At 71.5% G+C, this 12,077-nt stretch carries 14 protein-coding genes and 1 riboswitch; of the genes, 6 read left to right on the top strand and 8 right to left on the bottom strand.

The window, feature by feature from the left end:
- The 4 genes from QM633_RS06910 to QM633_RS06895 form a co-directional block, all read left to right on the top strand.
- The coding region (locus tag QM633_RS06910; protein ID WP_415153002.1) for a DUF4870 domain-containing protein at positions 1–616 on the top strand (616 nt) is incomplete at its 5' end.
- A gap of 42 nt (positions 617–658) precedes the next feature.
- Entirely contained in the window at positions 659–2,116 is a 1,458-nt protein-coding gene (gene purF / locus QM633_RS06905) for an amidophosphoribosyltransferase (protein ID WP_415153001.1), read from the top strand.
- Positions 2,106–3,167 (top strand): phosphoribosylformylglycinamidine cyclo-ligase, encoded by a 1,062-nt coding sequence (purM, locus tag QM633_RS06900; RefSeq protein ID WP_415153000.1) that lies wholly within the window; start codon positions 2,106–2,108, stop codon positions 3,165–3,167. The genes purF and purM overlap by 11 nt, the downstream gene beginning before the upstream one ends.
- A gap of 100 nt (positions 3,168–3,267) precedes the next feature.
- The gene (locus QM633_RS06895; protein WP_415152999.1) at positions 3,268–3,507 is read left to right on the top strand and encodes a DUF3073 domain-containing protein; all 240 of its coding nucleotides are present in this window, start codon (positions 3,268–3,270) and stop codon (positions 3,505–3,507) included.
- 66 nt (positions 3,508–3,573) lie between these two features.
- On the opposite strand, the gene QM633_RS06890 is transcribed toward QM633_RS06895, so the two are convergent.
- From QM633_RS06890 to lipA, 6 genes are all read right to left on the bottom strand, one after another.
- Positions 3,574–3,888 (bottom strand): DMT family transporter, encoded by a 315-nt coding sequence (locus QM633_RS06890; RefSeq protein ID WP_415152998.1) that lies wholly within the window; start codon positions 3,886–3,888, stop codon positions 3,574–3,576.
- 11 nt (positions 3,889–3,899) lie between these two features.
- Positions 3,900–3,961, bottom strand: a riboswitch (guanidine-III (ykkC-III) riboswitch).
- A gap of 91 nt (positions 3,962–4,052) precedes the next feature.
- Positions 4,053–4,826: a fructosamine kinase family protein gene (locus QM633_RS06885; protein WP_415152997.1), complete on the bottom strand. Its 774-nt coding sequence runs from the start codon at positions 4,824–4,826 to the stop codon at positions 4,053–4,055.
- A 70-nt stretch (positions 4,827–4,896) separates the two neighbouring features.
- The gene (locus tag QM633_RS06880) at positions 4,897–5,724 is read right to left on the bottom strand and encodes a hypothetical protein (protein WP_415152996.1); all 828 of its coding nucleotides are present in this window, start codon (positions 5,722–5,724) and stop codon (positions 4,897–4,899) included.
- Positions 5,725–5,738: 14 nt separating this feature from the next.
- The gene (locus tag QM633_RS06875; RefSeq protein ID WP_415152995.1) at positions 5,739–7,622 is read right to left on the bottom strand and encodes an ABC-F family ATP-binding cassette domain-containing protein; all 1,884 of its coding nucleotides are present in this window, start codon (positions 7,620–7,622) and stop codon (positions 5,739–5,741) included.
- Between the two features lie 2 nt (positions 7,623–7,624).
- Positions 7,625–8,386 (bottom strand): DUF4191 domain-containing protein, encoded by a 762-nt coding sequence (locus QM633_RS06870; RefSeq protein ID WP_415152994.1) that lies wholly within the window; start codon positions 8,384–8,386, stop codon positions 7,625–7,627.
- Positions 8,387–8,390: 4 nt separating this feature from the next.
- Entirely contained in the window at positions 8,391–9,338 is a 948-nt protein-coding gene (gene lipA / locus QM633_RS06865) for a lipoyl synthase (RefSeq protein ID WP_415152993.1), read from the bottom strand.
- Between the two features lie 107 nt (positions 9,339–9,445).
- Here lipA and QM633_RS06860 point away from each other — a divergent pair, with 107 nt between their 5' ends.
- Both QM633_RS06860 and QM633_RS06855 read left to right on the top strand, forming a co-directional pair.
- Positions 9,446–9,931 (top strand): hypothetical protein, encoded by a 486-nt coding sequence (locus QM633_RS06860; protein WP_415152992.1) that lies wholly within the window; start codon positions 9,446–9,448, stop codon positions 9,929–9,931.
- A complete protein-coding gene (locus QM633_RS06855; protein ID WP_415152991.1) occupies positions 9,928–10,266 on the top strand; it encodes a transcriptional regulator in 339 nt (112 codons plus the stop codon). The genes QM633_RS06860 and QM633_RS06855 overlap by 4 nt, the downstream gene beginning before the upstream one ends.
- Here the strand turns inward: QM633_RS06855 and lipB are convergent.
- On the bottom strand, positions 10,256–11,032 hold the full coding sequence (gene lipB / locus QM633_RS06850; RefSeq protein WP_415152990.1) for a lipoyl(octanoyl) transferase LipB: 777 nt from the start codon (positions 11,030–11,032) through the stop codon (positions 10,256–10,258). The two genes, QM633_RS06855 and lipB, sit on opposite strands and share 11 nt — an antisense overlap.
- Positions 11,029–12,077: 2-oxoglutarate dehydrogenase, E2 component, dihydrolipoamide succinyltransferase (gene sucB, locus QM633_RS06845; protein WP_415152989.1), on the bottom strand; the 1,049-nt coding region annotated here is incomplete at its 5' end. The genes sucB and lipB, both read right to left, overlap by 4 nt.

Here is a 12,077-nt window from a genome sequence, read left to right as displayed (position 1 = left end):
GGCACCGACCCCGGAGCCGGCGAGCGGGGCCGCGCCGGTCACCGGAGGCGGCGACGTCGAGAACCTCGCCCGCCAGGCGTACGGAGAGCCGGCCACCGAGCCCGCCCCGCCGCCCGCGGGCGCCCCGTACGCGGACTCGCCCTACGCCGCGTCCCCCGGCGCCTTCGCTCCCGCGGCCGAGCCGACCTACGCCCAGCCCCACTACGCCCAGCCCGCCTACGCCCCGCAACCGGGGTTCGGCCCGTCCAGTGGCGGGCAGCTGGTGCCGAACGCACCGCTGCCGGCGGCGGACCAGCAGACCTGGGCGACCGCCGCGCACTGGTCCTCGCTCCTGCTGAGCCTGGTCAGCCTGCCGTTCCTCGGGCCGCTGCTGATCATGTTGATCCAGGGTCCTAAGGATCCCCGCGTCCGCGCCAACGCGGTCGAGTCGCTGAACTTCGACCTCACCTGCATCATCGCGATGGTGGCCAGCTTCCTGCTGATGCTCGTCCTGATCGGTTTCGTGACCGCACCGATCGTGGGCATCTTCTGGGTGGTGTTCAAGGTCGTCGCGACGATCCAGACCGCGAACGGACGCGACTACCGCTACCCGCTCACCATCCGCATGGTGAAGTGATCCGCTGCCGGACCCGGGTTCTGCTGCCGGTAGACTCGGGGCGTGCTGAGCCCGGGTGACGACTGGACCGACGACCCCGGCCCGAGGGATGCCTGCGGTGTCTTCGGTGTGTGGGCACCCGGCGAGGAGGTCGCCAAGCTCACCTACTTCGGTCTGTACGCGCTGCAGCACCGCGGCCAGGAGTCGGCCGGCATGGCCGTCAGCAACGGCGAACGGATCATGGTCTTCAAGGACATGGGCCTGGTCTCGCAGGTCTTCGACGAGCCGACGCTGAACTCCCTGCACGGGTTCATGGCGGTCGGGCACTGCCGCTACTCCACGACCGGGGCCAGCACCTGGGACAACGCGCAGCCGACCTTCCGGGGTACGCGCGACTTCGGGCTCGCCCTGGGCCACAACGGCAACCTCACCAACACCGACGAGCTCGAGGCCTGGCTGGGTGAGTCGGTGGCCGAGGCGGAGGTCCCCCGCAAGAACCGGATGGACTCGACCTCCGACACCGCGCTGGTCACGGCGCTGCTCACCGTCCACGCCGAGAACGGGCTGCGCGAGGCGGCCCTCACCGTGCTGCCCCGCCTGCAGGGGGCGTTCTGCCTCGTCTTCTCCAACGAGCGGACGCTGTTCGCCGCGCGCGACCCGCAGGGCATCCACCCGCTCGTCCTCGGGCGGCTGTCCAACGGCTGGGTGGTCGCCAGCGAGACCGCGGCCCTCGACATCGTCGGCGCGTCCCTGATCCGCGAGGTCGAGCCGGGAGAGTTGATCTGGATCGACGAGTCCGGGCTGAACAGCACCCGGTTCGCCGAGGCCGACCCGAAGGGCTGCCTGTTCGAGTACGTGTACCTGGCGCGCCCGGACACCCTGATCTCCGACCGGCGCGTCCACGCCGTCCGGGTGGAGATCGGCCGGACGCTCGCGCTGGAGTCGCCGGTCGACGCCGACCTCGTCATCCCGACCCCGGAGTCCGGGACGCCGTCGGCGATCGGCTACGCCGAGGCGTCCGGGATCCCGTACGGCATCGGCCTGGTCAAGAACTCCTACGTCGGGCGCACGTTCATCCAGCCGTCTCAGACGATCCGCCAGCTCGGCATCCGGCTGAAACTGAACCCGATCCGGGACATCATCGAGGGCAAGCGGCTGGTCGTCGTCGACGACTCGATCGTGCGCGGCAACACCCAGCGCGCGCTGGTGAAGATGCTGCGGGAGGCCGGGGCCGCGGAGGTGCACGTCCGGATCTCCTCCCCGCCCGTCCAGTGGCCGTGCTTCTTCGGCATCGACTTCGCAACCAGGGCCGAGCTGATCGCGCCGGGGCTGAGCATGGACGAGATCTGCCGCTCGATCGGGGCCGACTCGCTGGCCTACATCTCGCTGGAGGGGCTCACGGCGTCCACCGGCATCTCCGGCCGGCGCCTGTGCCGGGCCTGCTTCGACGGGGTCTACCCGGTGCCGATCCCGGCCGGCCGGGCCGAACAGATGGGATTGGAGCGGAAGTTTGGCTGCTGAGAGCGCATACGCCGCCGCCGGGGTCGACATCGTCGCCGGCGAGCGGGCCGTGGAGCTGATGAAGGCGTCCGTCGCCGCCACCCACCGTCCGGAGGTCCTCGGCGGGCTGGGCGGCTTCGCCGGGTTCTTCGACGCCGCGGCGCTGGCGCGCTATCGGCGTCCCGTCCTCGCCACGTCGACCGACGGGGTCGGCACGAAGGTGGCGATCGCACGGGAGCTGGGCGTCTACGACACCATCGGGTGGGACCTGGTCGGCATGCTCGTGGACGACCTCGTCGTCACCGGCGCGGAGCCGCTGTTCGTCACCGACTACATCGCCTGCGGCCAGGTGCACCCCGAGCGGATCGCCGCGATTGTCTCCGGCATCGCCGCGGCCTGCACGGCGGCCGGTGCCGCCCTGCTCGGTGGCGAGACTGCCGAGCACCCGGGCCTGATGGATCCCGAGGACGTCGACGTGGCGGGTGCGACGACCGGCGTGGTCGAGTACGAGAAGATCCTCGGCGCCGACCGCGTGCGTCCCGGCGACGTGGTGCTCGCGCTGGCATCGTCCGGACTGCACTCCAACGGCTACTCGCTGGTGCGCCACGTCCTGGCGAAGGCCGGCTGGGCGCTCGAGCGGGACGTGCCGGAGCTCGGCGGCACGCTCGGCGAGGCCCTGCTCACGCCGACCCGGGTGTACGCGAAGGACCTGCTGGCGATCATCGACGCGGCCGAGGTGCACTCGATCAGCCACATCACCGGCGGGGGACTGGCGAACAACCTCCGCCGGGTGCTGCCGGACGGGGTCGCCGCCGATCTCGACAGGGGCACCTGGGCGCCGGCCCCGATCTTCGGCCTGGTGCAGGACCTCGGCGGAATCTCCCAGCCCGACATCGAGGCCACCCTGAACATGGGCGTGGGCATGGCGCTCGTGCTCCCGGCGGCGTCGGTGACCGAGGCCCAGCGGGTCGCGGAGGCCGCGGGCATCGCGTCCTGGGTCGCCGGAACGGTCTCCGCGACACCCGGCGAACCGGCCGCCGTGAGCCTCCACGGAGCGCATCGCGTGGCGTGAGAGTCGTCTTTGCGGCGATGCCCGGAGCAGGTACCCTTGGCCTCACGACGAAACAGTGAATCTTGAAGCGGCTACGACCGCTGCGAAGGGGGCTGACCTCATGGGGCGCGGCCGTGCGAAGGCGAAGCAGACCAAGGTCGCTCGCGATCTGAAATACCGTTCCTACTCCACGGACTTCTCGTCCCTGGAACGGGAACTCCGGGGCGACGCGTACGACCCCGAGATCGTGACCGGGGAAGATGCCGAGGACGACGACGAGGACGACCAGTACGGTGACCTCGCCGATCGCTACTCCGGCGACGAGGACGACGCGGCCGGCGCCTACCGTCGCATCAGTTGAGGCACATCTCCCCACACCCCTGAGCCCGCCGACGGTTCACTGAACCGACCGGCGGGTTCGTTCGGTCTAGTGCACGGCCTTCAGGCCGATCACGCCCCCGACGATCATCGCGAGGAACACCACGCGCAGCAGCGTCACCGGCTCGCTACCGGTGGCCATGCCGTAGCCGACGGCGAACGTGGCTCCGATCCCCACCCACACCGCGTAGGCGGTGCCCGTGGGCAGCTCGCGCATCGCGAACGCCAGCCCGCCCATGCTCGCCAGCAGTGCGAGGGCGAACACGACCGAGGGGACCGGGCGGCTGAAGCCCGCCGAGCGTCCGAGCGCGACCGCCCAGACCGCTTCGAGGACACCCGAGACCACCAGCACGATCCAGGACATGACAGGCCCTTCCTGGCCGTCTTGTCGCTCGCCGGGTACAGCTCCCTCGTCCGGGCCTCCTCGGGAGGCTCCCCCCAGTCTCGCACACCAGCCTGCCGCCACCGTCACTGGTGCTGCCCCTCCCGCGGGGACGGAGGTCTCGGCACCGTGGCCGGCGGGCGCGCTCAGTACCGCCCGGCGATCCTGACCGCCTGGTCGCCGTAGCCGCCACCGAACAGGACGGCGTGGACGAGCAGCGGATGCACCTGGTGCAGGCCGATCAGGCCGCGCCAGCCGGGCGGCAGTTGTCGGCTCTCGTCCTCGTAGGCGGCCAGGACGTCCTCGAGGTACGGCAGCCCGAACAGGGCGAGCATGGCCAGGTCGGTGAGCCGGTGGCCGCCGTGCGCGGCGGGGTCGATCAGGGTCGCGGCATCCCCGCTGAACAGGACGTTTCCGCTCCACAGGTCACCGTGGATCCGCGCCGGGGGCGCCTCGTCGTCGAACACTCCGCTGGCGAGCCGTTCCGCCACCGCCTCGATCACGATGAGCCCGGCGGCGTCCACAGACCCCTTCCGCACAGCCGCCCGGGCGTAGGGCAGCACGCGCTGGTGTGCATAGAAGGAACCCCAGGTGGTCTCGGGTCGCAGGCTGAGTGGGGCGTCGCCGATGTAGCCGCCACGGTCCCAGCCGTCCGGGCCGACCCCGAAGGCGGAGGCTCCCGCGTCGTGGGTGGCGGCGAGCAGCGCGCCGAACCGGGCCGCCGCGCGCGGAGTGGGCGGGACGGTCTCGACGCGTCCGATCGTGATGCTGTTCGCATCGACGGACAGCACGGCCGCGACCGGGACGCCGCCGGGCACGTCCAGCCAGCGCAGCCCAGCCGCCTCCACCTCGAAGAAACCGGGCGGAGCATCCGCGCGGCGCTTGGTGAAGCCGCGGTCCCCGGCCGCCGAAGGGGGCATACGACGACGCTAGCAGCGCGGGCGGGACCGTGCCGTCCGTTGTTCCGGGAGCCGGTGCGGACGCCGCAGGTCACACGGCCCGGGACGTGGGCAGCGACAGCGCGGCGAGGAACGCCAGCAGCCCTCCGGCAACCCCGATCGCCAGCAGGGGAGACGCGACCGGAGCGCTGGTCAGGCTCGCCACCGTACCGGCGACGGTGCCCAGGCCGTCCCCGAGCCCGTGGATCAGGCCCTGCATCGCGAGCCGCCACGCCAGGCCCACCAGGAGCACCCAGCCGAGCAGGCTGAGCCCCAGCCCGGCCAGTGGCCCTCGGGCGCCGGGCCACACCCACGCCGCAGCCACCGCCAGGGCCAGCGCCAGCCAGGGCAGCCCGCCTGCCACGGCGGCCAGGGCCCGGTAGCCGGTCTGCGCGGCGGGCAGGATCGCGGGGTCGATCCTGAGCAGCGTGAAGCCGCCGGTCACGGTCGGCAGCCGGTCGAGGAACGGCACCCCGGCGTCGGTGAGCCGCTGTGTGATCGCGTCCACGAACGGCGCGTAGGGGAGCTGGATCACTCCCTCGGTGATCTCCAGGCGCCCCGGATCGCCCCGGAGCTGCGCAGCGAGTTCGGCGTGCGCCAGGCGCAGGCTCGCCGTCGTCGCGGTGGCGAAAGCCTCGCTGCCCGCCGCCTCGCTCACCACCCGCGTGACCAGCGTCCTGGTCAGCCGGTTGTCGCCCACCCCGAGCTGGGCGATCACCGCGTCGGTGAGCCGGCCGGTGAGCTCCTGCTGCACGGCGGGGCTGCGGACCAGCGGGGAGTAGGTGGCGACGAAGGTGTCGGTGTCGCTGACCAGCGTGTGCGTCCAGGCGGCCACCACCGACAGGGATGCGGCGAGACCGGCGAGGACGGCCAGCAGCACGCCCAGGACCGTCCTTACGACTCGCCCACCTGTTCGGCCAGCTCCAGCCACGTCTCCTCCAGGTCCTGTTGCCGGGCCAGCGCCTCGTCCAGCTCGCCGCCCAGCACGACCAGTCTCTCGTAGTCGGCGGCGTTCTCGCTCAGCTGGACGTGCAACTCGCTGATCCGGGTGCCGAGCTTCGCCAGCTGCGACTCCACGCGGCCGAGGTCCTTGCGCGCCTGCCGCTGCCGCGCTGCGTCCGGTGTGGATCTCCGCGCTCGCGCCTCGGCGGGCTGCTCCGTGGCGGCGGTCCTCGACCGGCGCCGGGCGAGGTACTCCTCCACGCCGCCGGGCAGCAGGACGCAGCTGCCGTCCCCCATCAGGGCGTACTGCACGTCGCAGGTCCGTTCGAGGAAGTACCGGTCGTGCGACACCACGATCAGGGTCCCGGGCCAGCTGTCCAGATAGTCCTCGATCACGGTGAGGGTGTCGATGTCGAGGTCGTTGGTCGGCTCGTCGAGCAGCAGGACGTTCGGCTCGGCCAGCAGCAGGCGCAGGAACTCCAGCCGGCGCCGCTCACCACCGGACAGTTCGCCGATCCGGGTCACCAGCCGCTGCCCGGTGAACCCGAAGTCCTCCAGCAGGTCGGACGCGGAGGACTCCCGGCCGGTCGCGAGCCTGACCTGCCGCTGCAGCCCCTGCACCGACTCCAGGACCCGTTCGTCCGGACCCGGGGGTGGACCGAGTGAGGAACCGTCCCCGATTCGGTCCGGACCGGGTTGGGGACGGTTCCCTACTCGGTCCGGACCGGGTTGGGGACGGTTCCCCACTCGGTCCACGGCGGCGGCGTCCTGGCTGAGGTGGCCGATCCGCAGCGTCCGGCCCTGCGTGATCCGGCCATGCTGGGGTGCCACCTCGCCGGCCAGGAGACGCAGCAGCGTGGTCTTGCCCGACCCGTTCACTCCGACGATGCCGATCCGGTCGCCCGGGCCGATCGACCAGTCGAGGTGGCGGAACAGCGCCCGCCCGTCCGGGAGCGAGTAGTCGACGCCGTCCAGGTCGAACACGTCCTTGCCCAGCCGTGTGGTCGCGAACTCCCTCAACTGGAGGGTGTCGCGGGCCTGGGGGACGTCGCGGATCAGCACGTTGGCCGCGTCGATCCGGAACTTCGGCTTGCTGGTGCGCGCGGGCGGGCCACGACGCAGCCAGGCGAGCTCCTTGCGGAGCAGGTTCTGCCGCCGCGCCTCGTTCGCCGCGGCCTGCCGGACGCGTTCCGCGCGGGCCAGGACGTACGCCGCGTAGCCTCCGTCGTAGGCGTCGACGACCGCGTCGTGGACCTCCCAGATCCGCGTGCACACGGCGTCGAGGAACCACCGGTCGTGGCTGACCACCAGCATCGCCGTACCCGCGGCCTGCAGGAGGTTCAGGTGGGACGCCAGCCAGTCGACCGCCTCGACGTCGAGGTGGTTGGTCGGCTCGTCCAGCACCAGCAGATCGTGCCCGGTCAGCAGGACCGCGGCCAGACTCACCCGCCGCCGCTCGCCGCCGCTCAGCTGGGCCACCGGACGCGCCAGGTCGAGCTCGCCGAGCAGGTGCGTGACGACCGCCCGCCTCGCCGCGTCCGCGGCCCACACGTGGTCGGGCCGTCCGCCCACCACCACGTCCCGGACGGTCGCCCCGGCCGCGAAGTCCTCCACCTGGCCGAGGTGACCGATGGACGCCGACCGATTGCGGACGACCTGACCGGAGTCGGGCGCGCGCTCGCCGACGAGCAGTTCGAGCAGGGTGGACTTGCCGTCGCCGTTGCGTCCCACGACGCCCACGACGTCGCCGTTGTCGAGCCCGAGGCTGACCTCGTCCAGCAGGATCCGGGTGCCGAAGGCCAGGCTGACCTTCTCGGCGTTGACCAGGTTGGCCAAGCTCAGCGCCCGCGCATCGCCCGGTTGACGCCCTTCATGGTGGGCATCGGGCCGCGGGGCAGCGGCACCTTCGGCCGCACCGCGTCGAGGGCACGCAGCCGGGCCTTGACGTCGGTGACCTGGCTGGCCTCCAGCTTCTTGGGCAGCTTCTTGATCACGTCGGCCAGCTTCGCCAGCGGCACCTGGCCCTCACCGTCGCCCATCACGATGGAGGTGACGGTGACGCCGTAGGCGACCTGCTCGTGCTTGCGCACCTCGGAGGCGAGCAGCGTCCTCACCCGGCCCTGGGCGCCCTCGCCGATCAGCACGATGCCGCCAGGGCCGACCGCGCGATGGACCACGTCCAGCTGCTTGGTGGCGGCGATCACCGCGGAGTACGCCCACTTCTTGGAGTCGAGCATGCTGAGTGCGACCTCGGCCGATCCGGGCTGGCCGGCGTACCGCACGAAGGTGGCCTTCTTGGCCCGGTTCAGCAGCACCCACAGCGCGGCGGTCATGCCGCCGGCGATGCCGAGGATCAGCCACATCCACCACGGCTGGGCGAGGATCCCGATCACGACACAGACCACCAGGACGCCGAGGAACGAGCCGGCGAGCAGCAGGTTCAGCTGCTTGTCGACCTCCGCCGTGACCTTGTATGTCTGCCAGATCTGCTTGTACCAGGGCCAGTCCCTGGGGTTGGTCGAGGTCTTCTTCGCCAGCTTCGCGGCCCTGACCTCGGCCTTCTGCTTCGCAGCCAGTTCCCTGGCCTTCTCGCTCGCCATCTCTTTATGCGCTCCGTGTTGAATCCGTCGCCCGCTCGCGGGCAGCCATCGCCTGCCGGTACAGGCGGCCGGCTCGGTAGGAAGAACGTACCAATGGTCCGCTCAGGACGCCGACAAAGCCAATTGCGGTGGCGACGTCGGCCAGCTCGTCGAACTCGGCGGGCGTCACCCAGCGATCGATCGGGTGGTGACGGACGGATGGACGCAGGTACTGCGTGATCGTGACCAGTTCCGTCCCGGCGTCGTGCAGGTCCTGCAGGGCCTCCACGATCTCCTCGCGGGTCTCGCCCATGCCCAGGATCAGGTTGGACTTGGTGACCAGCCCCTGCTCGCGGGCCAGCGTGAGCACGCCCAGCGACTTCTCGTAGCGGAAGCCGGGCCGGATCTGCGTGAAGATGCGCGGCACCGTCTCCACGTTGTGCGCGAACACCTCGGGCCGGGTGTCGAAGATCTGCTGCAGCAGTTCCGCGCGTCCGGAGAAGTCGGGGGCGAGCATCTCCACCCCGACGCCGGGGTTGCGGTCGTGGATCCGGCGGATCGTCTCCGCGTACAGCCACGCGCCCTCGTCCGCCAGGTCGTCGCGGCAGACCCCGGTGACGGTCGCGTAGCGCAGCCCCATCGTCGCCACGGACTCCGCCACCCGGGCCGGCTCGGCGGTGTCGTAACCGGAGGGCTTGCGGGACTCGATCTGGCAGAAGTCGCAGCGCCTGGTGCACGAGTCACCGCCGATCAGGAACGTGGCCTCGCGGTCCTGCCAGCACTCGAAGATGTTCGGGCAGCCGGCTTCCTGGCAGACGGTGTGCAGCCCCTCGTCCTTCACCAGTTGCCGGAGCTCGGAGTAGTCGGCCCCCATCGTCGCGGTGGTCTTGATCCACGGGGGCTTGCGTTCGATCGGGGTCTGCGCGTTGCGCACCTCGAGGCGGAGCAGCCGCCGTGGCTGGGTGTCGGTCACCGGATCATCGTATCCGGGCCGCCCGAGCGGGTCACCCGAGTTGGTTGCAGCTGGTTCAACCAAGTGCGATACTTGAACTCCATTCAACCAACTCTGCGGGAGTCACGATGAACCCCGACGAATCCGCCGAAGCGAATGAGGCCACCGAGAGCCTCGAGACGATCGCCGAATCGCGCGCCGCGATGGCGAGGACCGGCCGGCGACCGGCGTGGGTCGACGCCGGCCTCGCCGTGGCAATGGGGCTGTTCGTACCGCTCACGCTCGTCGGCGGCGAGGCGGTCGGTGTGGCTCCGGTCGGGGTCCTCATCGCCGGGATCGCATGGTTCGTCCTCGGCGAGCGGTTCTACGCCACCCGCCACGGGCAACTCATGGACGCGCGGGCGCGTGGCGCGCGGCTCGGCCACCTGCTGCCGCTGGCTCTGGGCGCCCTGCTGGTCGCCCTGTTCCCGCCACCACAGAGCTGGCAGCCCTGGTATGCGGTTCTGGTCGCCGTGGCTTTCGGCGCCGGCTGCTTCGCGTGGCTGCGCTGGTCGGTCGGCTATCACGTGCGCCGCCTTGCCGCCGGAGACTACGACCCGGCGTCGCTGCGGTGACCTCCGACCAGCCCGCGGCCCGGTTCGACGAGTTGATCCACTTCCCGACGCGACTGCGGATCATGGCCTCGCTGGCCGCGGCCACCGAGGTCGAGTTCGGCGCGATCGAGGAGGCTCTGGGCATCTCCACCTCGCTGCTCTCGAAACAGCTGACCGTGCTGGCGGAGGCGGGCTATCTGCAGCGAGAGGCCCGGCGGCAACCGATCGGACGGCCGCGAACCTGGCTGCGACTGACCGGCAGCGGGCGCCGGGCCTACCTCGGTCACGTGGAGGCTCTCCGGGAGTTGACGGCCGGCGTGGTCACGTCCGACGATCCGGACCGGTTCAGCCGGTGAGCCCGTAGCTGACCCGAGGATCGGGCCCGCGACGCTCCGCGGAGAGTCCGAGCGGCGGGGTCTGGTGCAGGTCCGGCGACAGCTCGAAGGGACCGAACGCCAGCAGTTCGCTCAGGTGCGGTTCGAGGTCCTTCGCCACCTCGGCCAGGGAGGGGACGGGCCCCTCCCACTCCTCCGCCAACGAGGTGACGCCGGCGTCGGCGATGCCGCACGGGACGATCCGCCCGAAGTCGGCCAGGTCGCTGGCCACGTTGAGGGCGAAGCCGTGCATGGTCGTCTGCCGCGACACGCGGATGCCGATCGCCGCGATCTTGCGCTCGGGGCGCGCCGCGTCCGCCGCCAGCCAGACGCCGGTGCGTCCGGGGACGCGACCGCCGGGCACCCCATAGCCGTCCAGCAGCCGGATCAGGGCCTCCTCGACCCGACGGACGTAGTCGACGACGCCGACCCCGCGCGGCAGGAACACGATCGGGTAGCCGACCAGCTGGCCCGGCCCGTGGTAGGTGATCTTCCCGCCCCGGTCCACCTCGACGACGGGCGTCCCGTCGGTGGGTCGCTCGTGCGGCTCGGTGCGTCGCCCGGCCGTGTAGACCGGCGGGTGCTCGACATACAGCACCTGCGGTCCACGCTCGCCCGAGGCCACCTCGGCGTGCACCTTCCGCTGCAGGTCCCAGGCCTGGTGGTAGTCGGTCAGCCGCGCCTCGGCGAGGCCGAGGTGGTGGAAGCTGACCGGACGGGGGTCGGCGACCTGCGCGCGGGTGGTCACAGCTCGAAGGCACCCTCCTCGAGGCGTGCCTTGACCGCGCTCAGGAAACGGGCCGCGTCCGCGCCGTCGACCAGGCGGTGGTCGTAGCTCATCGACAGGTACATCATGTCGCGCACCGCGATGATCTCGCCGAGGTTGGGGTCCTTGACCACCATCGGACGCTTCACCAGCGCCCCGGTGCCGAGGATCGCCACCTGCGGCTGGTTGATGATCGGGGTGTCGAACAGCGTCCCGGCCGAGCCGTAGTTGGTGATCGTGAACGTGCCCCCGGACAGCTCGTCCGGGGTGACCTTGTTGCTGCGGCTGCGGGCGGCGAGGTCGCCGATCTTCTTGGCCAGACCGCTCACGCTCAGGTCGCCCGCGTCCTTGATCACGGGCACCATCAGGCCCTTCTCGGTGTCGACCGCCACCCCGAGGTGCTCCGCCTCGGCGTAGGTGATGGTGCCGGCCTCGGTGTCGATGGTCGCGTTCACCTTCGGGAACTGCTTGAGCGCCTCGATCGCGGCCTTCGCGATGAACGGCAGGTAGCTCAGGCCGACGCCCTCCCGCGCCCGGAACGCGTCCTTCTCCTTCGCCCTGAGCTTGGAGATCGCGGTGAGGTCGACCTCGACGGTCGCGGTCAGCTGCGCCGAGACCTGCAGGGACTCCACCATGCGCTTGGCGATCGTGGCGCGGATGCGGGTCATCTTCTCGGTGGTGCCGCGCTTGGCTGCGTCGGCTGATGCTGCGGCAGGGGCCGGGGTGGGCGCGGGGGCGTCGGCTGCGGGGACGGCCTTCTGGGCCTGCTCCGCTGCGCGCGCCGCCTCCTCGGCGGCCTTCTTCGCCGCCTCCGCCGCGGCGAGCACGTCCTGCTTGCGGATGCGTCCGCCCACGCCGGTGCCGGTGAGCGTGGCCAGGTCGACGCCGGCGGCGTCGGCCATCTTGCGCACCAGCGGCGTCACGTAGCCGGTGTCGGGAGTGTCATCGGCCGCGCGGCGGGCGGGAGCAGGAGCAGCGGCAGGGGTGGGCGACGCGGCCGGCGTCGGCTGGGGTGCGGGTGCGGCGG

This window comes from Propionicimonas sp., from assembly GCF_047606205.1.
Taxonomy (GTDB): domain Bacteria; phylum Actinomycetota; class Actinomycetes; order Propionibacteriales; family Propionibacteriaceae; genus Propionicimonas.
This window is presented reverse-complemented; position numbering and strand designations above follow the sequence as displayed.